This is a genomic window from Saccharopolyspora gloriosae (genome assembly GCF_022828475.1).
GTDB classification, from domain to species: Bacteria; Actinomycetota; Actinomycetes; order Mycobacteriales; family Pseudonocardiaceae; genus Saccharopolyspora_C; species Saccharopolyspora_C gloriosae_A.
Map to the genome: position 1 here is coordinate 2,886,331 of NZ_CP059557.1, position 24,379 is coordinate 2,910,709.

14 protein-coding genes and 1 pseudogene are annotated in these 24,379 nt (G+C 67.4%); 5 read left to right on the forward strand and 10 right to left on the reverse strand.

The features are described 5' to 3' along the window. Positions 1–14: 14 nt before the first annotated feature. From H2Q94_RS12305 to H2Q94_RS12335, 7 genes are all read right to left on the reverse strand, one after another. Positions 15–3,599: a beta-ketoacyl synthase N-terminal-like domain-containing protein gene (locus H2Q94_RS12305; RefSeq protein WP_309501170.1), complete on the reverse strand. Its 3,585-nt coding sequence runs from the start codon at positions 3,597–3,599 to the stop codon at positions 15–17. Further along, positions 3,488–9,871, reverse strand: a complete 6,384-nt coding sequence (locus tag H2Q94_RS12310; RefSeq protein WP_243794765.1) for an SDR family NAD(P)-dependent oxidoreductase — start codon at positions 9,869–9,871, stop codon at positions 3,488–3,490. The genes H2Q94_RS12305 and H2Q94_RS12310 overlap by 112 nt, the downstream gene beginning before the upstream one ends. Further along, positions 9,868–11,844: an asparagine synthase (glutamine-hydrolyzing) gene (gene asnB, locus H2Q94_RS12315; RefSeq protein WP_243794766.1), complete on the reverse strand. Its 1,977-nt coding sequence runs from the start codon at positions 11,842–11,844 to the stop codon at positions 9,868–9,870. Before asnB ends, H2Q94_RS12310 begins: the two co-directional genes overlap by 4 nt. An 11-nt stretch (positions 11,845–11,855) precedes the next feature. After that, positions 11,856–12,107, reverse strand: a complete 252-nt coding sequence (locus tag H2Q94_RS12320) for an acyl carrier protein (protein WP_243794767.1) — start codon at positions 12,105–12,107, stop codon at positions 11,856–11,858. A 3-nt stretch (positions 12,108–12,110) separates the two neighbouring features. Continuing rightward, positions 12,111–12,986 (reverse strand): ACP S-malonyltransferase, encoded by an 876-nt coding sequence (locus H2Q94_RS12325; RefSeq protein ID WP_243794769.1) that lies wholly within the window; start codon positions 12,984–12,986, stop codon positions 12,111–12,113. 749 nt (positions 12,987–13,735) lie between these two features. Beyond that, the gene (locus H2Q94_RS12330) at positions 13,736–14,185 is read right to left on the reverse strand and encodes an NAD(P)/FAD-dependent oxidoreductase (protein ID WP_243794771.1); all 450 of its coding nucleotides are present in this window, start codon (positions 14,183–14,185) and stop codon (positions 13,736–13,738) included. Between the two features lie 609 nt (positions 14,186–14,794). Then, entirely contained in the window at positions 14,795–15,865 is a 1,071-nt protein-coding gene (locus H2Q94_RS12335) for a glycoside hydrolase family 18 protein (RefSeq protein ID WP_243794773.1), read from the reverse strand. Between the two features lie 595 nt (positions 15,866–16,460). Here H2Q94_RS12335 and H2Q94_RS12340 point away from each other — a divergent pair. The 3 genes and pseudogenes from H2Q94_RS12340 to H2Q94_RS12350 all read left to right on the forward strand — a co-directional run. Further along, positions 16,461–16,919: pseudogene (locus H2Q94_RS12340) on the forward strand (recombinase family protein); the annotation flags it as partial. Between the two features lie 268 nt (positions 16,920–17,187). Beyond that, positions 17,188–18,246, forward strand: coding sequence for a recombinase zinc beta ribbon domain-containing protein (locus H2Q94_RS12345; protein WP_243794775.1), 1,059 nt, complete (start codon positions 17,188–17,190; stop codon positions 18,244–18,246). A 405-nt stretch (positions 18,247–18,651) separates the two neighbouring features. Continuing rightward, entirely contained in the window at positions 18,652–19,212 is a 561-nt protein-coding gene (locus tag H2Q94_RS12350) for a hypothetical protein (protein WP_243794777.1), read from the forward strand. Positions 19,213–19,418: 206 nt separating this feature from the next. Here H2Q94_RS12350 and H2Q94_RS12355 read toward each other — a convergent pair whose 3' ends face one another. The 3 genes from H2Q94_RS12355 to H2Q94_RS12365 form a co-directional block, all read right to left on the reverse strand. Continuing rightward, a complete protein-coding gene (locus H2Q94_RS12355) occupies positions 19,419–21,269 on the reverse strand; it encodes a pentapeptide repeat-containing protein (RefSeq protein ID WP_243794779.1) in 1,851 nt (616 codons plus the stop codon). Between the two features lie 160 nt (positions 21,270–21,429). Further along, on the reverse strand, positions 21,430–21,822 hold the full coding sequence (locus H2Q94_RS12360; RefSeq protein ID WP_243794780.1) for a hypothetical protein: 393 nt from the start codon (positions 21,820–21,822) through the stop codon (positions 21,430–21,432). Positions 21,823–22,062: 240 nt separating this feature from the next. Beyond that, positions 22,063–22,722 carry a hypothetical protein gene (locus H2Q94_RS12365; protein WP_243794781.1) on the reverse strand — a complete coding sequence of 220 codons (660 nt, stop codon included), beginning with the start codon at positions 22,720–22,722 and terminating at the stop codon, positions 22,063–22,065. A 257-nt stretch (positions 22,723–22,979) separates the two neighbouring features. Here H2Q94_RS12365 and H2Q94_RS12370 point away from each other — a divergent pair, with 257 nt between their 5' ends. Both H2Q94_RS12370 and H2Q94_RS12375 read left to right on the forward strand, forming a co-directional pair. Next, positions 22,980–23,753, forward strand: a complete 774-nt coding sequence (locus H2Q94_RS12370) for an SDR family NAD(P)-dependent oxidoreductase (protein WP_243794782.1) — start codon at positions 22,980–22,982, stop codon at positions 23,751–23,753. After that, positions 23,753–24,373, forward strand: a complete 621-nt coding sequence (locus tag H2Q94_RS12375; protein ID WP_243794783.1) for a UbiX family flavin prenyltransferase — start codon at positions 23,753–23,755, stop codon at positions 24,371–24,373. Before H2Q94_RS12370 ends, H2Q94_RS12375 begins: the two co-directional genes overlap by 1 nt. Positions 24,374–24,379: the final 6 nt, after the last annotated feature.

Below are 24,379 nucleotides of genomic sequence, written 5' to 3' on the forward strand. Positions count from 1 at the left end.
CTCACCGCAGATGATCACGATGCGATCCGCCGGCGCGGGGCGATCCGCACTCGCCGGCCGCTCGGTCCAGCTGGAGGTGAGCAGGGCCGTGCCGATCGACGGTTCCGCGGCGGAGCTTTCCCCGGTCCCGGCGTGGTTTTCCCCTGCGCTGGCGTAGCTCCCGAGGAGTCGGCGAACGTGTCCACCGCGCCTGCCGGGCTTTCCATCGCGTTCGACATCTCTTCCCCGGTGTTGCCGCGGAATTCCCGGCTGATGGCCAGGCTTGCCGCCGTGGCGGCGCGGCTCTCCGGGGCGCTGCGCAGGCCCTCCGGTCGGCCGCCGTCGGTCTCCGGAATCCAGTAGCGCTCCCGCGCGAACGGATAGGTCGGCAGGTGCGCCCGCCCCGGAACCTCGGTTCCGTAGAGGCCGCGCCAGTCGACCACGACCCCCTCGGCCCACCGCGCGAGCACCTGCCCGAGGTCGCCGCGCGCGACGGCATCCCGCAGCTCCCGCGCCAGGTCACCGTCCGGGACGCGTTCGGCCAGCCCGCCCTTGCGGCGGGCGACCCGGCCGCGGACCCCGCCGTCGAGGTCGCCGGCCAGGAACGCCTCCAGCCGCTCGGCGAGCTCCGCGCGGGAGCTCACGACCCAGCCCATCCGCTCGTCCATCGCCTCGCGCCCGTTCTGCAACGTCCACGCGAGCGCGCCCAGCGATTCGGTTGCGGTGGAATTCGCCAGGTGCGCCAACAGGTTCCTCGCGATGTCGCGCAGCTCCGCGTCGGTGCGCGCCGAGATCGGCACCACCACGGTGGACTCCCGGTCGTCCCGGACCGCACCCGCGTACTGCTCGAGCACCACGTGGGAGTTGGCGCCGCCGAAGCCGAAGCTGCTCACCCCCGCGCGGCGCGGCACGAGCGCACCAGCGCCGTCGCGGACCTGCTGCCACGGCTCGTTGTCCCGCACGATGTGGAACGGCCCGCCGTCGAGCTGGATGTAGGGGTTGAGCTCGCCGCCGACGCGGGTCGCGGGCAGCACGCCGTGCTTCATCGCCAGCAGCACCTTCAGCAGCCCCGCGATGCCCGCGGCGGCCTCCAGGTGCCCGATGTTCGTCTTCACCGAGCCGAGCCCGGTATCCCCGCGCCCGCCGCCGTGGCGGCCGAAGGCGGCCTGCAACCCGCGGATCTCCACCGGATCGCCGAGCGCGGTGCCGGTGCCGTGGGTCTCGACGTAGCCGATCGTGTCCGCGTCCAGCCCGGCCAGCGCGGTGCCGATCAGCTCGGCCTGCGCGTCGGCGTTCGGGGCGGTCAGCGAGTTCGCCCGGCCGCCGTGGTTCGACGCGGTGCCGCGCAGCATGCCGAGGATCGCGTCCCCGTCCTGCTCGGCCCGCGCCAGCGGCTTGAGGATGATCGCGCCGACGCCCTCACCGCGCACGTAACCGTCCGCGGCTTCGGCGAAGGTCTTGCAGCGGCCGTCCGGGCTGAGCATCCCGGCGCGGTGCGCGCTGACGAAGGTGTCCACGCTCAGCAGCAGGTTCACCCCGCCCGCGATGGCGACCTCGCACGATCCGGCGCGGATCGCCTCGGCCGCCCGGTGCACCGCGACCAGCGAGCTGGAGCAGGCGGTGTCGATCGGCTCGCTCGGGCCGCGGATGTCGAGCAGGTACGACACTCGGTTGACCAGGATGGAGTGCGCGTTGCCGGTGGAGGTGTAGGCGTCCGGGGCGACGCCGCAGGAGTTCAGCAGCGTCGCGTAGTCCGTGCCGGAGACGCCGAAGAACAGCCCGGTGCTCCGGGGCAGGTCCGCCGGGGTGTAGGCGCTGTCCTCCAGCGCCTGCCAGATCGTCTCCAGGGTCAGCCGGTGCTGCGGGTCCATCAGTTCCGCTTCGCGCGGGTAGATGCCGAAGAAGCCCGCGTCGAAGGCGTCCACGTCGGCGAGCGCGCCCGCGTGGTGCGGGAAGTCGGACTGCTCGACGATCCGCGCGTAGGCGGCGTCGTAGCGTTCGACCGGGAACTCCGAGACGGAGTCCTCCCCTGCGAGCAGGTTGGACCAGAACTCGTCGAGGTCGCGGGCGCCGGGGAACCGGCCGGCGGCGCCGATGATCGCGATGGGTTCGTCGGCCCGGTTCCCGGGCTGCTCCGGCTGAGAACGCCCGGTGCCCTGGGGAGATCCGCCGGTGGCGCCGTTTTGTGCGGAGCGCTCGGTGTCCGGGCCACCCGGCAGGCCGGAGTCGGCGCGGAGTCCGCCACCCGCGTTCGCCCCTCCCGCGCCGGTGCTGGCCGCGTTCGCAGCACCCGGCCCGGCCGCGTTCGTTCCGGCGACGTCGCTTCCGGCCGCGTCGATCCCCGCGGCGCGGTCGCCGGCGGCGCCCGCCCCGGCCGCGTCGGCCCCTGCGGCCACCGACTCCGCGTGGACCGCGCGCACCTGCTCGCCGAACTCGGCGACGAGGTGCCTGCCCAGCGCGTCGAACGTGGACATGTCGAAGAACACCGCCGGGCTCAGCTGGATGCCGAACCGCTCGTGCACCTGCTTGGACAGCGCGACCAGCGAGATCGAGTCGAAGCCGAACGCGTCGAACCCGGTGTGCACGTCCAGTTCCTCGACCTCGAACTTGAGCAGCTCGGCGGCCATCGCGCGGAGCTCATCGATCACGAACGGCAGGACGCCCGGGGCCTGGCCGTCGCCGGAGGGCTCGGCCGCGCTCCCGTCCGCAGCACTCGGCACCGCAGCGATCACGGCTGCCGCGCGCACTGCCGTGGCGCTACCAGCTGCCGAAATGCTATGCGCCGCAACGCCATCTGTACTCCGGGCCGCCGCGCGCTGCGCCGCCGAACTCCCGCCTGCCGGGCTCGCCGCAGCGGCATCGACCACCTTCGCGCTCACCCGTGCGCCCAGGCCCGCCGTGGCGGGCAACGCCGCCTGCCGCTGCGCGCCGGTGCCCAGCTGCGCGCCTTCGCCGCAGCGGACACCGCCGAGCTCACCGGCGATCGAGCCGTCGCCGCCTGCCAGCCGAATGCGGCCCTGCCCGTCGTCCAGCTCCAGCACCACGTAGGTCACCCCCGGGTCCGCGGACACGCGGATCTCGTCGATCACCTCCAGCACCTGGTCCGCCCAGCGCGGCGTGCCCGCGCGCTTGGCCGCCAGCTGCACGCCCTGCGCGATCGCCGCGAGCACCTGCGGTTCGAACGTGACGTTGCGCAGCACGTGATCGCGCCGCACCTCCGGCTCGCCGACCTCCAGCACCAGCCGCCCGTCCGGCAGCCAGCACGCCGCGGCCAGGCCGGAGAACAGCTGCTCGTGGACGATCCCGCCGTCGGCCAGCTCCGCGGCGATCTGCTCGCGGTCCAGCACGCGCACCGCGGAGCCGCGCACGTCGGCGGGCAGTCCGGCCGTGCCGTGCACCGGCTCGCCGGGCCGCACGTCGAACTCCGCGACCGCGATCCGCTCTCCGAGCTCGTCCTGCGCGAACACCGCACCGGATGCGGAACCACCCGGTACCCCGCCGAATGCGGTCACCAGCCGGGCCGTCGTGGCCCACGGCACCACTGCGAGGCGGAGGTCTCGCACGGCGACCCCGCCGCCGAGACCGGAGACCTCCGCCGCACCCAGCGCCAGATCCACCACGAACGCCGGCACCAGCGCGGATTCCTTGTCCCGCTGGAAGGCGTAGTCCCGCAGATCGTCGAAGTGCACGTCCAGCCCGTACCGAAGTCCGTCCAAATCGGACTCGTTGCGGCCCAGCAGCGGATGCACCTTCTCCCGCAGCGCCAGCGGGGCCGGCACCGAGGGCGCGCCCCCTCCTGCGGAACCCAGCACCGCACCCGGTCGAACGGGTAGGCCGGCAGCGACACGCGCCGCGCCGGGCGCGCTCCGACGACCCGGCTCCAGTCCACGGCCTTGCCGCCGACCCAGGTGACCGCGACCTCCCGCGCCACCTCGACGCGCGAGTCCGCGCTGGACAGCGCCAGGTCCAGGTCGCGATCCCCGGCCAAGTAGCGCTCCGCGGCCGCGACCGCGGAATCCCTGCTCCGGGCCAGGAACGCCCACCGGCGCGGGAGTTCGTTCTTGCCCACGCGCAACGTGAACGCGATCGCCGAGAGGTCTGCCTCGTCGGCGTCCGCGACGAAGTCCCGGAACCGGCGCAGCGACTCGGCCAGCGCATCGTCGGTCATCGCGGAGAACACAAAGAGCTCGGGGCGCCCGTCCCCGTCCACCGGTGCCGGCCGCCCGCCGTACTCCTCGACGATGATGTGCGAGTTCATCCCACCGGCGCCGATCGAAGTGATCCCCGCCCGCCGCGGGTGGGTGACCTCCCCAGCACCGTCCACAGTGGTCACCGGCGCCCAGTCGGCCAGCTCGCGCTGCACCCGGAACGGGGTGTCACCGAACGAGATGTCCGGGTTCAGCGCCTCGCTGTGCAGCGACGGCGCCAGCTTGCCTGCGCGCAGCTGAAGCATGACCTTGGTGAACCCGACCATGCCCGCGGCCGCGAGCAGGTGGCCCATGTTCGACTTCACCGACCCCAGCGCGCAGTACCCGCTCTGCGCGGTGTGCTTGCGGAACGCGGTGGTCAGCGCCTTGACCTCGATCGGATCGCCCAGCGAGGTACCGGAACCGTGGCCCTCGACGTAGCCGATCGTGCGCGGGTCCACGCCCGCGTCGTCGATGGCCTTCTCGATCGCGCGGGCCTGCATGTGGGGGTTCGGCACGGTGAACCCGTTGCGCACGCCCGCGTTGCTCAACGCGGTGCCCTTGATCACCGCGTAGATCTGGTCGCCGTCGGCTTCGGCTTCGGCCAGCGGCTTGAGGATGACCGCCCCGACGCCCTCACCGAGGATCGTGCCGTCCGCCCCGACGCCGTAGCTGCGGATCACGTCCGAGGTCGCGGTGGTGAAGTGCTCCTGCGACGAGGAGATCAGGTTGTAGGGGTGCAGCAGCAGGTTCGCGCCTCCGGCCACGACCATCTTCGTCTCGCCCGCGCGCAGCATCTGCACCGCCTGGTGGATGCAGGTCGAGGCGGCCGAGCACATCGTGTCCAGGAAGATCGACGGGCCGGTGAAGCCGTAGAAGTAGGACAGCATGTTCGGCAGGGTCGCCGTGTAGCTGCCGCTGGCCGGAGCACCGCGCAGCAGGTTGTTCGCGAAGCCGTAGAGGTTGTAGTGGTTGCTCATCGTCCCGGCGAGCACTCCCACGTCGCCGTCGTAGCGGCGCTGGATCGTCTCCCGCGAGTAGCCGGCGTCCTCCAGCGCCTCCACCCCGGCCTGCAGGAACAGCCGCACCTCCGGGGACATCTGCTCGGCGGCGCGCTTGGAGACCCGGAAGTAGCGCGGGTCGAACTCGTCCACCCGGTCCAGGAACGTGCCGGTGCGGATGGAGCTCTTGCCGAGCACGCTGCGTTCGCGGCTGTAGATCGCGTCGTAGTCCCAGCGGTCCCGCGGGACCTCGGTGAACGAGTGGCGGCCCTCTTCGAGCACGGACCACAGCTCGTCCAGGGTGTCGGCGCCCGGGTACTTGCCGGAGATGCCGATGACGGCGATGTCGTGCCGGGCGGCCCGCGGGTCCGGGCGGTCGGTGACCTGGGTGTCCCCGGTGGTCTGCGGCGCGGTGCGGGCGAACCGGGAGCGGTTGCGGCGCGGTGCACCGCTGGTGGCCGCGGCGGCCTCGCCGGCATCGGTGGTGCCGCCTTCGGCGTCACCCTCGCTCCCGGCGTTCGCGCCGAGGATCGCGGCGAGGCGCTCGCCGTGCGACGCGGCGAAGTACCCGGCGACGCCCTCGATGTTGGTGTGCTCGAAGAACAACGTCTTCGACAGTGGCCCGAACAGGTCCTCCAGCCGCGTGGTCATGTCCAGGATGCTCAGCGAGTCGATCCCGTACTCGACCAGGTTCACCTCGGACTCGATGCCGTCCGGGGCGCGGTGCAGCACCTGTCCGAGCAGTTCCTTGAGCAGCCCCGCGGCACCTTCGGCGAGCTCGTCCCCGCCGATCTCGGCAGCCGGGGAGACCGGCGCGGCCTTGGGCTCGTCCCGTTGCCGCGGCACGAGCGCGGCGTCCGCGCCGTAGGCGACGACCACGTGCTCCGGTCCGTCTTCGAGCAGCGCGCCCAGCGCGCGCAGCCCGTCCTCGGTCGGCAGCGGTTCCCAGCCGCGGCGGCGGCGCATCGACTCGCGGGTCACCTCGTCGACGGTCATGCCGCCACCGGCCCACAGCGGCCAGCTCACCGCGACGGTGCGGCCGGTGCGCTCACCGGCGGCCACCAGCACCTCGCGGTGCCGGGCGAAGGAGTCCAGGAAGGCGTTCGCAGCAGCGTAATCGGACTGCCCGGCGTTGCCGTAGACACCGGCGACCGAGGAGAACGCGACGAAGAAGTCCAGCGCGAGCTCGCGGGAGGCCGCGTCCAGGTTCAGCGTGCCGCGCACCTTCGGCGCCAGCACCTCGGTCACCTGCGCCGGGTCTTTGCGCAGCACGTACTCGTCGCGCAGCACACCGGCCGCGTGCACGATCCCGTCGATCGAGCCGTGCTCGCGCACGATCTCGCGGGCCGCGCGCAGCACGTCGTCCCGATCGGTGACGTCCACGGCCACGTGGTGCGCGTCCACTCCGGACTCGCGCAGTTCCGCGAGCGCCGCAACGTTCTCCGATCGTCCGCTGAGGACTACCTTGACACCCCCGCGGCGCGCGAAGTACCGCGCGAAGTGCTGCCCGAGACCGCCGAGCCCACCGGTCAGCCAGTACACCCCGCCGTCCTTGAGCGGCGGGACCTGCGGCCCGGAGGTGGTGTCGGTCTTGATGGGCCGGCACACCTGGCGGGTCCCGTCCGCGGCGTAGCGCACCTCGGCGTCGTCGCCGTCGTCGGCGGCCTCGGCGCGCAGGACCTCGTCCAGCCGCGCCGAGCCCGCGACCCGCACGACCCGCCCGGAGACCAGCGGGTTCTCCAGCGCCACGGTGCGGAACAGGCCGGTCAGCGGCGCGTGGAAGTGCCGGGGCAGCCGGTTGTCGACGAACACCACGAAGCGGTGCGGCTGCTTCGGCGCACTGGCCACCACTTCCTGGACCTGCTGGAACAGGACGTCCACGGTGTGCTCGACGCCCTCGCCGACCTGCTCCGGCGCGATGGCGGGCAGCCGGGTCAGCGAGGTGTCCTCGACGGCCGCGCGACCCGCGTAGAACCCGTGCACCGCAGGCGTTTCCGCGCCCGCGCGCAGCGGAGCGTCCACCCAGCCGGTGGTGGCGGTGACCACGGATGCCTTGCGGGCGGCCGATTCTCGCCGCTGCACGAGGCCGTGCAGGCGGGCGCTGACGACGCCGTCGGCGTCGCAGAGGTCGATGTCGAACTTGTCCAGCGCGCCGCTGTCCGCACTGCGGCGCACCCACGCCCAGGTCTGCGCGGCGCACGGGCGCAGCACTTCGAGGCGTTCCAGCGCGAACGGCAGCGTCGGCCCGGTCGCGGACTCCTCGCTGGTGGCATCCAGCAGCACCACCGACGCCTGGAACGCGGCGTCGAGCACGCTCGGCGCGAGCACGAAGCCCTCGCCGGAGTCGGCGGGCCGCTCGATCCGGGCCAGCAATTGCCGTTGCCCCAGCGAGATCTCGCGCAACCCGCGCATCGCGGCGCCGTACTCCAAGCTCTGTTCGTGGAACGCCGCGTACACCTCGTCCGCATTCCGTGCAGCGGGGCAGGCGGCGCGCAGCGCGTCGAGGTCGAGCGGCTCAGCGGCGGCATCGGTGAGCTCCACCGCGCCCTGGCTGTGCACCACCGGGTCCGCCGGGTCGCCCGCGTACACCTCGAACGCGATCGAGGAGTCCTCCGGCGCGAGCCCCACGTGCACGTCCACCGGCTGAGCACCGGCCACGATCGGCCGCGTCCAGGCGACATCGCGCAGGTTCAGCACCGCGCCGGCCGCTTCCGCGCCGAGGGCCTGCTCCGCGGCCGCCCGCACCATCTCCAGGTAGGCCACCGCGGGCAGGACGCGCGCGCCGCGCACCTGGTGCGCGTCCAGGAACGGCTCCTGGCCGGTGAACGTCGAGGTGTAGCGCTGCTCGGCGAGGTCGGAGGTGTTGCGGTGCACCAGCGGGTGCAGCGCGCCCGAACCCGGCTGCTCCGATACCGGTTCCGGTTCCGGGACCACGAACCAGTGCCGCTCCCGTGCGAACGGGTAGACCGGCAGCCGCACGCGGCGCGGCCGCGGGCCGTCGCCGTGGAGCCCGGGCCAGTCGACCTCGCCGCCGGCGGCCCACGCCGCCGCCGTCTCCAGCAGCTCCAGCGCTTCGGTGGCGGCGTGCGCGGCGGACTCGGCGATCGAGCCGTCCTCGAACGAATCGAGCGCGGCGATCAGCTCGGCCACGTCGGCCACCACGAACGCGACCCGCGCGGCCATCGGTTCCCGGCCGATCTGCAAGGTGTAGGCGACGTCGGCGAGTTCCTGCGGTGCGCGCACCGCTGCGGCGGCCTCGTCGGCGGGGCCGTGCAGGTGCGCGGCCAGGCGGCGGGCGACCGCGCGCAGCCGCTCCGGAGTCTTCGCCGACAGCGGCACGACGTACGGGCCGGCCGCGGACCCTCCGGTTTCGGCTGCCGGTGCCTCTTCGAGGACCACGTGCGCGTTCGTCCCGCCGAAGCCGAACGAGCTCACGCCCGCCCGCCGCGGCCCGTCCCCGCCCGGCGGCCACTGCTGGGTGTCGCGGACGATGAAGAACGGGCTGCCGTCCAGCTTGATCATCCGGTTCTGCGTCTGGAAGTTCACCGTCGCGGGCAGCGAACCGCCCGCCAGCGAGCCGATGACCTTGACCATCCCGGCCACGCCCGCGGCGCCTTCCAGATGTCCGATGTTCGTCTTGATCGAGCCGATGCCGGTGCGCGCAGGCTCCGCCTCGGTGCCGTTGGCGTCGTGCAGGTTGCTGAACGCGCGCTTGAGCGCGACGACCTCGATCGGATCGCCGACCGGGGTGCCCGGCCCGTGCGCCTCGATGTAGCTGATCGTCTCGGGCCGGATGCCCGTGCGCGTGTAGAGCCCTTCGATCAGCTCGGTCTGCGCGGCCGGGTTCGTCACCGTCAGCGAGCTGGTCTTGCCGCCGTGGTTGGTCGCCACTCCCCGGATCACCGCGTGCACCGGATCGCCGTCGGCGACCGCGCGCTCCAGCGGCTTGAGCAGCAGCACCGCGCCGCCCTCACCGCGCACGTAGCCGTCGGCGTCCTGGTCGAACGCCTTGCTGCGGCCGGTGCGCGAGAGCATGCTCGCCTGGCTGAACGCCACGAAGTGCTTCGGCGACCAGCACAGGTTCACGCCCCCGGCCAGCGCCTGCCCGCACTCGCCGTTCTGCAGCGCCGAAACGGCCTCGTAGACCGAGACCAGCGAGCTGGAGCAGGCGGTGTCGTTGGTGATGCTGGGGCCTTGCAGGTCCAGCAGGTACGACACCCGGTTCGCGATGATCGAGTACGCGGTGCCGGTCGGGAAGTAGGCGTCGGTCTTCGCGCCGTCGCGCTCCATCAGCTCGGCGTAGTCCTGGTGGCACACGCCCATGAACACGCCGGTCTTGCTGCCGGCGAGCTCCCCGGCGCGGTAGCCGGCGTCCTCGATCGCCTGCCAGGACAGCTCCAGCGCGAAGCGCTGCTGCGGGTCCATGCCCTCGGCCTCGCGCGGGGAGATGTTGAAGAAGTCGGCGTCGAAGCAGTCGGCCTGCTCGATGAACCCGCCCCAGATGCTGCTGGTCTTCTCCGCGCCGCGGCGCGGATCGCCGAACCAGCGCTCCTTGGACCAGCGCTGCGCGGGCACCTCGCTGATCAGCGAACGCCCGGCGGCCAGGTGACCGAACAGCCCTTCCAGATCGTCCGCGCCGGGGAACCGCAGCGCGAGGCCGGTGATCGCGACATCGCCGGTGCTGCGGGGGTGTTCGGTGCTCATCGGATTCCTCCCACACGTGCGCTGTCCCGCCGGTGATCGGCGGTGGTGCGCAGGTTCAATACCGCTTCCGGGGTCGCTGTCTCGCCCAGCACGAACTGGTGGTGCAGGACCGCGGTGGAAAGCAGGAAGACGAACGCCTGGTCTTCCTTCGTGCTGACCTGGGCCGACGGGGTGCCCATGATCTTGTTCACCAGCTTGCGGGCGAAGACCGGATCGATCGGATCGATCTTGGCCAGCTCCCCCTCGGACAGCAGCAGCTCCAGGTATTCCGGGCGCTGCTCCTTGAACGTCGCGCTGCCGGGCGCGCGGTAGGGCTGCTTGGGCCGGGTGACGCTGCGTTCCGGCAGTTCGGCGCGGAACGCCTTCTTCAGCATCAGCTTCTCGTCGAAGCCGTCGTCGAAGCGCAGGTTCACCGCCCGCGCCGCGCGAACCACGTCCGGGTCCAGGAACGGGCAGCGGTTCTCCACGCTGTGCGCCAGGCCCATCCGCTCGCCCTGGGTGGAGAGCAGATACCCGGCCAGCAGCGTCTTGTACTCCAGCCACTGCGCCTTCTGCGTCGCGCTCAGCGCGGCGTAGCCGGGGGTGTCGCGCACCAGGGCGAGGATGTCGGCGAACGGGTCCGAGCGATCCTTGAGCAGCCGGGATGCGAACCGGCCGTTCTGGAACCGCAGCTCGTGCGAGAACAGGCCCGGCAGCCGCTCGGTGGCGAACTGCTCGAACAGGCCCACCAGGTGCTTGCGGTGCGCGGCGCCGAAGTGCGCCAGCTCCGGGTTGAGCCCGCCGACGCGTTCCAGCCGCTGCTCGTCGGAGAGCTCGCCCCAGGATTCGCGCAGCATGGTCTCGCGGAACAGCGAATAGCCGAGGAACGCCTCGTCGGCGCCCTCCCCGCTGAGGATCGTCTTGATGCCGGCGTCCCGGACGTGCTCGGACAGCAGGAACATCGGCACGAACGCGGTGCGGAACGCGGGTGCCTCGGCGTGGTGGACCGCGGCAGGGAAGTTCCCGGCGATGTCGGCACCGGCGATCTTCAGCGCGGAGTGCTTGGTGCCGAGGTGCTCGGCGACCAGTTTCTGATGGCTGGACTCGTCGAATTCCTTGTCCTCGAAAGAAACCGAGAAGGTCCGCACCTCGTGCGGCGAGAGCTGGGTGGCCAGCCGGGACACGATCGAGGAGTCCAGCCCGCCGCTGAGGTAGACGCCGACCTCCACGTCGCTGCGCAACCGCAGCTCGACGCTGCGGCGCAGGCTCTCGCGCACGTAGTCGATCGCGTCGGCCTCGGAACCGTCGAACGGCACCGAATCCACCGCCAGCGGCTCGTAGGTGCGCACCTCGCGGCGGTCCCCGCGCACCGCCAGGTAGCTGCCCATCGGCAGCTGTCGCACGCCCTGGAACACCGAGCTCTCCGGCAGCGGCGTCCACACCGCGAAGGTCGAGGCCAGCTCGCGCGCGTCGAGTTCGTAGCGGAAGCCCGGGATCGCCCGGAACGCCTTGAGTTCCGAGGCGAACAGGAACTCGCCGGGGCGGTCCACGTAGAACAGCGGGCGCTTGCCGTAGCGGTCGCGGGCCAGGAACAGCTCGCCGGCCTCGGCGTCGCGGATGGCGAAGGCGAACGCGCCGTTGAACCGCGCCAGGCATCCCGGGCCCCACTGGATCCATGCCTGCAGCACGACCTCGGTGTCCGAATTCGTGCGGAACGGCCGTCCCAGCCGCTTGAGCTCGTCGCGCAGCTCGATGTGGTTGTAGAGCTCGCCGTTGAAGCAGATCCAGAACCGCCGCGCCGGATCCGGCATCGGCTGCGAACCGGTCGCCAGATCCACGATCGCCAACCGGACGGTGCCCATCGCGACCCCGTCGTCGAGGTAGTACCCCGCCTCATCCGGACCGCGGTGGTGGATCAGCGACAACATGGAGGTCATGACCTCCGGTGCCGCTTCGTTCAGTGCCGGGGAAGCGAAACCGGCAATTCCGCACATGTCGCTGCTCCTTACCGGGTGCCGACGAGTTTGCTCGCCACGAATCCGTCGATCGCCTCCAGCGAGACGAGCACGTTGGTGAGGATGTCCTCGTCGTCGATCTGCAGCGCGAACTCCTCCTCCAGGAACTTCATCAGCTGGATGTAGCCGAACGAGTCGATTACCCCGGTCTTGAACAGGTCGTCCTGCGCGGTGACGTCGGTGCCGAACTCCACGAGGAACTGCTCCTCGATGAACTGCTTGATCTGCTGCGTCCGCTCCATTGCTCAATTCCTGACTTCGCTGTTAGCGACCGGGGTCGCCTTTCGGATGCGGGCGACCATGCGCAGCAAGGACTGCCCGCCGACTTCTTCGCACTCCAGCTCGGGATCTGCGGCCAGCAGGTGCCGGATGCTGTCGGTCCAGCGCACCGGCTCCACCAGCTGTTCGCTGAGGGTGCGCACCATTTCTCCCGGCCGGTGCGCGCGGCCGGTCACGTTCGCAATGACCGGAACCTGCGGTTGCGCGAAGGTGAACCCGCGCAGGAACTCCTCGAACTCATCGCGGGCCGGGGCCATGTAGCGGGAGTGGAACGGGGCGCTGACCCGCAGCGGCGCGAAGCGCACCCCGCGCTCCTTCAGCGCGATGTGCGCCGCGTGCAGCACGTTGTCGGGCGCGGCGATCACCAGCTGCTGGTCGGTGTTGAACCCGGCTACGTCCACCCCGGCCACCCCGTCGGCGGCGAAGATCTCCCGCAGCTGCGGCTCCGGGGTGTCCATCACGGCGGTCATACCGCCGCCGTGCGCGGCGGCCATCAGCTCCGCCCGCTTCTTGACCAGGCGCAACCCGGTCTCGAAGTCGAACACGCCGGCGGCCAGCAGCGCGTTGTACTCGCCGAGGCTGTGGCCCAGGTAGTAGTCCGCCTGCCGCTGCTCGTGGTGCGCGCGCTCGAACATGTGCAGCGCGTTGACGGTGTAGAGCGCGGGCTGGGTGTGCCGGGTCTGCGCGAGCACGCCGTCGGGGTCGTCCCGGCACAGCGCGACCAGGTCGTAGCCGAGCAGGTCGCAGGCGAACCGGGTCAGCCCCGGATAGCGCCCGAACACGTCCGCGCCCATTCCTCTGAACTGCGCGCCCTGACCGGGAAAGAGAACCGCGAAAACCATACTGCCTCTCAGATCGGTGTCCGACCGCCGCTATCGGCCCGCACGCAGATTCGGCAGAACTGAGAATTCTGGCAACGCGGCACCACCGCGCACCGGGCGGGTGAAACGATTCCAGACATTCGCCACCTGGACACATCCTTTTGCACCGCGGCCCCGGCGGGCAGCGGTCGAGTCGGAAAACGCCGCCGAGCACTGCGGACGGATTCCGCGACAGCAATACCGCGGAAGATCGTCGCGCACGGCGACCCCGGTCGATTCCAGAGCAGCAAGGACCGCACTGGTACCGAAAATCCGGGTGAGGGGATTGTCAGACCTGGACCACGAATCCCTGAGACCGTGATACCAGAAATACGAGAGCCACGCGCCGGACAGCTCACGCACGACTCGGGAACAGGCCGTCGACAATGACGGGAGCAAGAAGTCGACTTTGACGATCAAGCTGTGATCTAACGCTACGGTAAGTGATCTGCCAGTCGCAATATCAACCCCAGTGATGACCGACACGGCCGTTCCGGAAAAAATTGGTGTTTTCCCCAGAATCGATTGGCGCAAACCATTCGGTGGATTGACGCGCACATCGGCACGCGGACTCGCCCTGACCTGCGACGGCGACTCCGGTGAATGCCGCCCCCGGATATCATCGTTCGCTGGTGCGGCAATCCCGCATACGTCCGAATAGCTGTCATTCGACTATGACCACCGGCGCAGCGCCGAATGCGATGTTCGCGAAGTCGGACGGATATCCCTGCTCAGCCCGGCTCCGTCGAAGGGCGAAGCCCCGGTGGTCGTCGCGGACGACCACGTCGCAGATCTGCCGGTGGGCCGGTGTTCCTCCCGGGGTAGACCAGGCCCCTGCGGGGCTCCCCGGGAACGTTGCCGCCCACGTACCAGTCGGACTCCGACGCCGGCAGCAGCGTGTCCGCGGCGAGCTCGTCGGTGTGCGCCACCCATTCCTGCCGGGCCTGCGCGGTGGCCTCGACCGTGTCGTAGCCGTTGGCCGCCAGGTGCGCGATCGCCTCCGCGCTGAAGTCGACGCGGTCCTCGATGGCCGGCGGCATGTTGGTGAGCACCGATCGGCGTTGCGGGCCGGTGATGATGAACAGGTTCGGGAACCCGTGCACGGTCAGGCCGAGGTAGGTCTGCGGGCCGTCCGCCCACACGCCGGCGAGCCGGGTTCCGCCGCGCCCGACCACGTTCATGGCGAGCAACGGTCCGGTGCACGACGGCATAGTTCCATCTGGCATTTCAGTTCGAACTGAATACAAATATCAATACAAGAATTGACGTGCCGGCTGTGGAGCGTCGGCTACGATCTCACCACGTGTGGTCAGCGTGCGTGTCCGAGCCGGAGTCGAGGCGTTCCCTGCCTTCGAAGGCGTCGATGGCGGATCCGGTGAGGCTGCGCCGGATGTGCGCGCGCATGAGATCGCGTGCTCCAGGCGCATCGCGCCAAGCCGAATCCGTCGGTAGCGGTCGGACTTGTCCCAGACGTCGTCGAGCAGGGCCGGAGCAGCCTGCCAGCGGCGAGCGGATCCCGCAGGGGCAATCCTTTGCCGGAACGTGGTTCGGCAATGAATGTTCTTCTCTGGGCACGGAAGCTCGCGCGGCACGACGTCGAGCACCACATCGCTCAAGGGATCGTCCGCTCGGGCGGGAGGAGTGCGTGGTTGATGTCGTCGGGTGAAGCGATCTACGGCGGCCATGCCGTACCGGGCCGCTCGGCGAGCGCCGCGTCGGCAGAGCGGAGCACGCGGACTCCGAAAGCGCGTGGTCGCGGGTGAGTTCCCGCGACCACGCCTGCTCTCGCGTCAGCCGCCGGCGACCGGTGGCGCCGGTGCCGGCGGTGCAGCGGTGGCGAACTGCGCGGTCAGCTTGGTGAAGTCCCAGGGCTGCTGCGGCACGCTGCTGCACGTCCCCGACGTCTGGCCGTTGTCGGGCTGGTCGCATTGGCGGTCTCGGTTGAGCGACCAGAACGTGTACCGGGAGAACCCGCGGCTGATCCCGTAGTCCAGCACCGCCCGCATGTCCTCCTGCCGGTAGTGCTCGCCCGCGTCCGAGCGCCCGTTCATCAACGAGACGCCTTCGTGGGCGTACGCGGTGGCGCTGTCCCAGCCGAACGTGCTCATCAAGGTGCCGTGGAACGCTTCGAGCGAGGCAATCTGGCTGTCGACGTCCGGGAACCCGTTGAACGGCATGGTCGCGTAGTTGTTCGGGACGAAGTTCAGCGCCTTGGCGGTGTCCAACAGGTTCTGCCCGGCGGGTGTCGTGCCGGTCGTGGACGCGACGGTGGTCACCGAGACGTACAAGCCGGGATTGTTCCTCTGCAGGATCTGTGCCGCGGCGAGCTCGTTCCTGATCGCGTCGGGCTGCTGGATCTCCGGCTCTTCCAGGTTGAAGTCGATCGCGCGGAGTTGGTGCGCGTCGATGACCTGCTGGTACGCCGCGGCCGTGGCCTCCGGTGTGCCGCAGGTCTGGCCGAGGTTCGTCCCGCCGTAGCCGCCAACGGACACTGAGACGTCACCACCCGCCGCGCGAACGCCGTCGACGATGGCCGCCGTTCCGTCGTCCGCGGAGACCGGGGTCGTGCCGTCCCAAGTGGGCTGGCAGCCCCCGCTCTTCGGAGCGAGTACGAACGCCAGTTGGAAGGTCTTCTGCCCGGTTTCGCGCATTACTCGGGGCAGGTCCGGCGGGTTGCCGTACATCGGTGTCACGTACGGTGCCGCCCCGTACCACCGGGGGTCCAGCTGCGGTGCTTCCACGGCCTGGGACGCCGCCGTTGACGCCGTCTGCGGATCGGATGGGGCCATCGACAGCAGGCCCACAAACCCCGCAGTGCCCAGCACGGCCACCGCGGTGCCGAGCATTAAGACCGAACGCATCTATTCTCCTCGCTAGTTTTATTCGGAGCGCGGCCGAACCGTCCGCTGCCATCGCTGTCGCGGGACTGCTGCCCGCGGTTCAGGTGCTCACCAGGTCTGAGAGGTCGCCCAACACCTCGGACAGGGTGGTCCAGATCGCCAGCCAGCTCACCGGCTCTTTCCGGTGCACCGCTTCCAAGTCGGGCATGGACAGCGCCATCGCCGGCTCGACGTCGAGCGCGGGGACCGGCCACCGGGACTGGATGTCTTAGCGACTCCACGTACTGGCCGTCCGCATCGAACACCCCACCGCGCCGGCACAGCCGGGTCGAGGGGCGCGGACCTGACCCGGGCAAGCAGATGGGTCGGCCCTCGCCCGCGGAGCGCCGTCGTCCAGCGGAGCCTGCTCGCTCTGGCGCACCCACGGCGGACGTATCGGGAAGTGCGGGTTTCGGCAGGCACGGCGAACCGAGCGTCGGCTGGCATGAAGACACCTGGAGAGAGGAATCGGTGAGAGGAACCGGTCGGGCAGTAGCTCATCACGCGGGCCCGCCTGACAGATCGCGACAGCGGTACGGGGGCCGCATTGTCGGGATTCCACTCACGGAGCCGCTGGATGCATTGCTGGCGCCCGTGCTGGGGGCTTCGGCTGGAAGTTGTCGAACCCGTTGACCATGCGATCGGTCCGATCGCCTTCTACGGACGGTGCTCGACGGAGGACAACCAGGACCCGGAGACCTCGCACGGCTGGCAGCTCGACGCCGCCCGGAAGTTCGTCGAACCCTTGGGTGCGACCGTGGCCGCCGAGTACTTCGACATCGGGCAGTCCCGTTCGGTGCCGTGGGAGCGCCGGGACGAAGCTGGACGGCTGCTCGCGGCGTTGAAGAACCCGGATCGTGGCTGGAACGCCGTTGTGGTCGGCGAAGGAACGCGGTGCTGGTTCGGCAACCAGTTCTCTTTGATCGCCCCGAAGTTCGCCGCGCACGGAGTCGAACTGTGGGTGCCGGAGTTGGGCGGCAAGTTCGACGCGCGCAACCCGTCGCACAAGATGTTGATGAGCGTGCTCGGCGGCATGAGCGAATCAGAGCGCCAGCACGTGCAGGCCCGTGTCCGGGCGGCGATGGACGCGCAGGTCGTCAACGAGGGACGTCACCAGGGCGGCCGGGCACCGTTCGGGTACTGCACCGCGGACGGTGGTCCGCACCCGAACCCGCGCAAGGCTGCTGAGGGCTATCGGCTGCGTGTGCTCGCGGTCGAGGAGGCGTCGGCCGAGGTGGTGCGGCGGATCTTCGCTGAGTACATCAGCGGTAAGGGTGATCGGGCGATTGCGAACGGTCTCAATCGTGCTGCCGTTCCGTGCCCGTCGGCGCGGCGACCGGGAGCAGAACCGACACCGGCTCGCCGACGGATGGCAGGGCAGCACCGTGCGCGCGATCTTGGAGAACCCGCGCTACACCGGTTACGCGTTCTTCGGCCGATGGACCCGACAGGAGACGCTGATCGACCCGGACGACGTCGCCGCCGGAAGCGCAGTCCGCTTCCGCCGATCGAGCCCCGACCGCGTCGTGAGATCGAGAGAACCGGCCCACCCGGAAATCGTCTCGATCGAAGACTTCACCCAAGCCCAACTCTTGCGCCGCTCGAAAGCCTCGGGAGGACTCAAGACCGCGCGCAAGACCGAACGCAGCGGCCGAGCAACCAAACACACCTACCTGTTCCGGGGACGAATCCGCTGCGCGCTCTGCGGGCGCAAGATGGAAGGCAGTCCCCGCGCGCACGGCATGTACTACCGGTGCCCAGCCCGCACGCTCGCGCCCGGCTCACCGGCACTGGAATCACACCCGCCTGCGGTCTACCTCCGAGAAGATCTCATCCGCGACGCGGTGAACCGTTGGCTCGGACGACTGTTCGACCGCAAGAACGTCGATGGGACCGTGGCGGCTTTGGTCGCTTCACAAGGCGGCTCCAGCGGTGTCCCGAGCGAGCAGGGCCGGTTGAAGCAGAAGCTCGCCGACACGGAAGCGAGGCTGAGCAAATTCCACGCCGCTATCGGAGCGGGAGTCGATCCGGCCGCAATGGTGGAAGCGATCAACGCCGCTCAGAACGAACGAGCAGCGCTCAGAGCTGAACTGGAACACGCGCCCACGCCTAGCACGCTGACCGACGCCGAGATCTACGCAATGGTCGACTCACTCGGCGATGTCGGCGCGGCCCTCTCGCAGGGGAAGCCGGAGCGCCTGGCGAGCCTGTACGCCGCCGTCGACCTGCACGTCCACTACCAGCACGAAGACCGAGCAGCGGACATAAAAATTCACCCGGCACGAAGCCGGGTGAATAGTATGCGTGTCCGAGGACGTTCTTGCGCGCTAACTACACGCATCGAGCTGTCGGAATCCCAGTAGCCGTGTGGCTGGGCGGCTGCCCGTCCGTTCCCAGCGGATTCCGACGTCTAGGGCGGAGTTCGGGGCGCCTCGCTGCCGGATGAGCTGTGGGTTAGACAGAGCTTGCCCCTGCATCAGCTACATTCTCAGTCGTCCTGACCTGCCTAGGAGGCCAATTCGATGGTCGTTCCGCGCAAGCGCGCTGATCAGTTAGGGCAGCCGATTCACGGACGGCCTACCAACTGAGGGAGACCCGGCCGGAACGGTGCAGGTGCGCGGATGCGCGACGCCTGCGAGGGCTCGCCTCGCTAGCGTCCAGCTTCGCACGGCGTTCGAGAGTCACTCGGCCGTCGTCGACGTTGATCAACTCTGCTAGCGATCTGGAATTCAGGCCATCAGCCGGTCCGGCTGGGGGATCATCACTGCATGTCTCCTGATTCTGACGTCATCAAGTGGATCGCGTTCGTCGCCGCACTCGTCCAGACAGTCGTGTCCATCATTCAACTCCAGCAGCCCAGAAGAGGGACCGAACCTGCCCGGTCGGCCACCGTCGCGTCCGGTCCTCTCTTGGTGGGGCTAGGTGCTTCGTTGTTGAGCTTGTTCGTTGTTGCGTTGTTCGGCTACCTCTACGAGCGCCGCGGGACCGGCGAGACGGTCTACTACGAGATCCGGAGCCAGTTTGAGAATGCCACGGTCCTTCGATTAGCGATCTTCCTCGGCTTGCTCCTCGTCTTCCCGCTGGGCGTCGCCGCGATCACCTCGAATGTGAAAGGCATGATGGCGAGCCCCGCAGTCCCCGCACGGCTGTTGGTGCACGTTCTGATCTTGTCCACCAGTACCATCGGTTTGGTTGCCGTGATGGCCCAAGAGGCCGCTCGGTCGTCGTATGACACTACTCCCTGGGTAATGCTGTTCGGGGGAGCCGTGTCAGGTTTCTTCATGGAGGTCGACCCTGCCAAGGAAGCAAGTAGCTCCAGAAACGACTAATGAAGTGTTTTGAATCACCTTGTCAATCCACCGGCGAGTGGCTGTCTCCAAGGTGACGGTAGGTGGCCCGGCGCCGACAGGAGATCAGCTGATAAGCCGCGTTGCGGCATCCGATGTGAACGGCACTGCACACTTTTCTGCGGCTTCCTCGTCCTCGTCGCCTCGCTCACCAGTTAAAAACCTCACCAAATAGGAAATTTCTAAGTTTATTTCGGTGGGAATTCGATTTCTGCCCATTGTTGAGAGCGCTTAATTAAGCCGTTTCCGCCAGTGCTTTGAGGAAGATTGACGGTGAAGCCGTCGGGCAGATAGCGAGTCTCGTTAACAGAAGTAGGGACATTAACACGCAAGAATACATTTTCGAGTGAAATGTTTTCAGGTGCCCCTACGTTTCGAAAGTCAATAGATCGCCCAAAATTCACCCAGGAGAAGGTGGCATGGGCGGCGAATTCTGATCCGTGAAAATCGACATCTTTGTCAAAGAAAGACGATGAAAATTCGACGGTATTTTCGAACTTGATCCGCACGAATCGGGCGTTTCCTTCGAAGCGCACAAGTCTAAAGGAAGCAGGGCCATCGAAGGTGGTTTCGCCAAACTTGACGATCGCCCAAAATTGGCATCCTTCGAAAATTGACCTCCCGCCAAATGTGGCGTTATGAAATAGGGCGCTGCCATTGAACTTGGAACGTGAAAAGTCGACGCCTTCTATAAAAGAAGCATGGTCAAACTTGACGCCGCCACCAAAACGCGTTTCGTCGAACAGGGAAAGCCCGGTAAACGTTGTCCCGTTGAAGCTGGCACCTTGTTTGAATCGCGCAGAGCCGAAAAGTGTTTTCCCCTGAAAAGAGGCGAATTCAAACTTGGCAGATTCTCCAAGCCATGCTCTTTTTAGGGCGAACGATCCGCCAACATTGACGTGACTGAAATTTGCGATACCGTTAACCATCGCAGACTTAAGGTCTGCATTTTTAAGGAATCTTGCGCTATTGAAGTCGACGTTCCGTTTTAGGTGTGCACTCGCGAAAGTAACGTCTTCCGAAAACGTGGCGCGTGTGAACGTAGCATCTCCGCCGAATCGTGCTCTTTCAAAAGAGGCTTCGTGCTCGAAAGCGGTATTGTGCCAATTTGAATCACCATCTATTTGGGAGCCGGAAAAGTCTGCTTTATTGGAAAATCTTGCACCGTCAAAGTCGACATCTGTGATGAATCGAGATCGCGTGAAGATGCATTCCTTTTCAAAGACGGCACCGCGCCAACTTGAATTGCGTCCCATCTGTGCGGAAGAAAAACTCACCTTCCCGGTGAATTGCGCACCGTCAAAGAAGGATATGTCGGTCACCTCGGCTCGTTCGAACCGGGCAGTGCCGTCAAATACGGCATCCTCAAAGTCGACGGAACGAAGTCGGCAGTCCGAGATGTTAAAGTCGAATAGAGTTACTCCGGTCAGGTTTAGGTCGAGATCTTTCCAGCTCTCTCTAAGGTGCTCGCTGCTTCCTTCTTTGGGGCGCAAGTTGCTGACAATTATTTCCTGTGCTGCTAGGCGAACCTCCTTTTCTTGAGATGGGCTATCGTCTTGAATTGAAGCGTGCTCTTCCATGCGTAGGTACGCGCACAGAACGTTAACGATGGCCTGCCGATGCTCTGTGTTCGTATGCGCAAGACGCTCTAGGGAGTACATTCCCGCGAGCCGAACAGGCGCCTTCTCCGAGCCGAGCTGGTCGACCGATCGCGAGAAATCTTCACCAAATAGGCGCGCATCTTCTCGGTTTTCGGCAGACTCTCCGAGTCGTTGTTTCCGGTAGGAGACTACAAGTGCCACAACGCCACCGATACCACCTACGGTGGCCAGGACAAGTTTGATGAAGTCGAAACTGTCTTTCGTGGTCCACGGTTTATCATCTGCAACCGGCGGTTTGCCGATGATCCACCAAATTCCATAACCGACGGCGGCGGCAGTAAGCAAAGCTGCGAGGAGTACGAAAAATATGTTTATGCCGAGACGCATCCGCACTGGTGCCAGTGAGGTGGAGGGTTTGTGGCTGCGAGGGAAGCGCATGAGCAAAGTATCGCCTTATCGCGAGCGATTGGCAACACTGATCAAAAAATGACCGGATTCGCCGTCCGCAAATTAGTGAATTAGCCTTGTCCTTCCAGTGGCTCCGGGGTACGTTGCGTCATCAAGCTCTATGGCCTGGAGGATCGTCACTAGGTCGTGCTTATCTTAGTTTGAGTTTGTCTAGGGCGGAAGGATTGGTCTTTGCGCTACCGCGTTGCACAGAGTAGACGATTCCATTGTAGACGAGATCCCAGAGGTCGCGGTTAGTCTGGATCTCTCGTAGGTTGATCGATAGCTCGTTTCCGCTCTCGTCTTTGAGTTCCAGGTCCCATGCGAGACCGCCACTTGTGCCGACTATTTTCACCTCGGTCAGTTCGTATGTGTCGACGTGGCCGTTCTTGATTGCGAACCAGTCGGCTCCGGCGGAGATTCCGACGCTTCTGCCGATGAAGTAGAAGACGAATGGTGGCCAGATGACGAAGAGCCACAGCCACCATGTGCTCATCCAGCCGATTCCCCAGTCTCGCAACGTTCCGAAGGCGATGAGGATCACCGACATCAGGAGGCCCGACAAGATCGATGTCGATACGCGGCCTTGATGCCACTCAAGCACTGGCCCGCGTCCCTCAGGGGCTGACGGGTATCGGGCTCGTCCTGGGGCGTTCTTCACATCACCGCTGTAATCAGCTGAGACCGGCGCCCGCGGTGGACGAGGTTCGCCGCTGCGCGGGTCTGGTTTTGGTGCGATCTCGGGCAACTTCAACCTCTCGACATGGAATGGCGCTGCGTCAGCCTAGTCCGGCCATATCTCGTCGACAACGAAACCAACGCCAATTCCGACGACGCCGCCGACGACGACGCCGACAGGGCCACCGATTGCAGCGCCGACGACGGCGCCAGAAACGAACGAGGAGCCACCACTGACCGCAGCTTGGGTGGGATCTTTTCCGTTATTAATATCTAGACCCACTCCGAAAGTGGTGATCCCCAGCCCGAGCCACGGTAGTTTCGAAGCTATTTTTCCAGCGCCTTTGAGTACAGGGCTTCCGGACTTCGGTGCTTTCGGAACCAGTTTCGCGTCCATCCCGCGGATGATCGATTGGACCTTCGGTGGGAACCGGTCGATGACGCGTGCAGCGCGTGACGCTGCCGCGTTGTCCATCGCGTCTTTCGCGGCGAGTTCGTTGGTGATCTGAATTCGCGCTGCTTGTGTGCGGTTGGAGAGGCTGAGGTTTTGGCTTGTGGTGAGGTGCGCTGCGCGTTCGGCTTTGGTGATCGCTTCCTCGGCAAAGGCGCGGAACTTGGTGGTGCGCACCGCGACCGCACCGGCCATGCCCGTTGACATGTCGGCCAGGGTCAGCGAGAGCTTCGCCGGATCCAGGGCGCCGGACAGGAAGCGGATCAAGACGTGTTGGGAGTCGGATTCCGTCTTGCGGGCATCCTTCACGGCCATGGCGGCTCTGCGGAGGGGCTCGCTTCTGTCATCGGGAAGTGAGTCCGCTGGGATCAGGTGTCGCCAATTTCGGCATAGTCGACACAGTCAAGGCCCAGAGCGAGTTCACGCGAAACCTCCCATACGCGTTGCCTATGGCCGGGGTAGGGCATCGCTCATTGTCTGAACCCCGCACGAGCGCTTTGACTCGTGGATGACGGGGCGTTCGCGAGGCAGCAGCGCCTGGCGGGCTCGTGCGGAGGGAGAGGGGTGCGCACATGGGTGCTGATCTGGTTGGAAAGGTCGTGCTGCTCACGGGTGCGACCGGTGATATAGGCGTTGCCTACACCATGGCGTTGACCGCGCGTGGCGCGAACGTGGTCGCCACCGACCTGGAGGGCTTCTCCGAAGCCGGTCGGGAGATCGCGGAGAAGGTCACGGCGCAAGGTGGCGGGCGAGCGGTTTTCGCCGGTTGCGACATCACCTCGAACGAGGACCTGCAGCGCGTCGTGGACTTGGCGAGTGACCGGTTCGGCGGCCTGGACTGCCTGGTCAACAACGCGGCGATCTACCGAACACTGGGGCCGAAGAGAACGCTCACCGAGCTCACCAACGATGAGTGGGACCTGGTGCTGCGGGTCAACGTTCGCGGCTGCTGGCAGTCGATCCGTGCCGCTGTCCCCGCCATGCGGGAGCGGGGTGGCGGTCGGATCGTCAACATCGCCTCCGTCGTGTCCCGGACCGGGGCGGCGGGTTTCGCGCATTATGTGGCGTCCAAGGCGGCGGTCGAGGGTTTGACCAGGGCCGCGGCGCGTGAGCTGGGGCCGGAGGGCATCGCGGTGAATGCGGTCTCGCCCGGCTTGGTCGACGACGCGGCTTCTCGCGATATCAACGATGCGAACTACTTGGAACGCATGAAGTCCACGCGTTCCGTACCGCGTTCCATGGAGCCCGAGGATCTGGTCGGTGCGGTGGTGTGGTTGTGCGGAGACGGCAGTGGTTTCGTGACCGGGCAGACGATCGTGGTGGACGGCGGAGGGGTGTTCGTGTGATGCGCCCCGACGAGTTCCCGCCTCGAATCATCGTCGGCATCACCGGTGCTTCCGGTGTGATCTACGGAATCCGCGCACTGGAGCTGCTGGCACAACTGGGCGTCGAAACGCACTTGGTGGTCACTCGCGGCGCACGGGCGACTTTGGCGCAGGAGACATCCTGGACAGTTGCGGACGTGCGGGAGCGAGCGTCGGTGACGCACTCAGAGCACGACCTGGGCGCGGCGATCGCGAGCGGCTCGTTCCCGGTCGACGGGATGCTCGTTGCGCCGTGCAGCGTGAAGACGTTGTCCGCGATCGCCAACAGCTTCGACGACAACCTGCTGGTGCGGGCTGCTGATGTGACGTTGAAGGAGCGCAGGCCGCTCGTGCTGATGTTGCGCGAGACACCGCTGCATGCCGGACACATCCGGCTGATGGCGCAGGCCAGCGAGGCGGGTGCGGTGTTGATGCCGCCGGTGCCGGCGTTCTACGCCCAGCCGGCGTCGATCGAGGAGATGGTCACCCACACCGTCGCTCGCGCCCTGGACGCCCTGGGGTTGGCGCACCCGCACGCGACCCGGTGGTCCGGAGAGCGGAGCGCGCCGTCGGCTACCGAGCGGCGGTCTGTTAGCGCATGATGTCGG

Coding starts and splice junctions, on each gene's coding strand:
- H2Q94_RS12350 (WP_243794777.1), top strand. CDS start 18,652: ATGTCTCCTGATTCTGACGTCATCAAGTGGATCGCGTTCGTCGCCGCA.
- H2Q94_RS12375 (WP_243794783.1), top strand. CDS start 23,753: ATGCGCCCCGACGAGTTCCCGCCTCGAATCATCGTCGGCATCACCGGT.
- H2Q94_RS12365 (WP_243794781.1), bottom strand. CDS start 22,722: ATGGCCGTGAAGGATGCCCGCAAGACGGAATCCGACTCCCAACACGTC.
- H2Q94_RS12370 (WP_243794782.1), top strand. CDS start 22,980: ATGGGTGCTGATCTGGTTGGAAAGGTCGTGCTGCTCACGGGTGCGACC.
- H2Q94_RS12355 (WP_243794779.1), bottom strand. CDS start 21,269: ATGCGCTTCCCTCGCAGCCACAAACCCTCCACCTCACTGGCACCAGTG.
- H2Q94_RS12310 (WP_243794765.1), bottom strand. CDS start 9,871: ATGAGCACCGAACACCCCCGCAGCACCGGCGATGTCGCGATCACCGGC.
- H2Q94_RS12320 (WP_243794767.1), bottom strand. CDS start 12,107: ATGGAGCGGACGCAGCAGATCAAGCAGTTCATCGAGGAGCAGTTCCTC.
- H2Q94_RS12335 (WP_243794773.1), bottom strand. CDS start 15,865: ATGCGTTCGGTCTTAATGCTCGGCACCGCGGTGGCCGTGCTGGGCACT.
- H2Q94_RS12330 (WP_243794771.1), bottom strand. CDS start 14,185: ATGAACGTGGTCGGGCGCGGCGGAACCCGGCTCGCCGGCGTGTGGGCG.
- asnB (WP_243794766.1), bottom strand. CDS start 11,844: ATGTGCGGAATTGCCGGTTTCGCTTCCCCGGCACTGAACGAAGCGGCA.
- H2Q94_RS12325 (WP_243794769.1), bottom strand. CDS start 12,986: ATGGTTTTCGCGGTTCTCTTTCCCGGTCAGGGCGCGCAGTTCAGAGGA.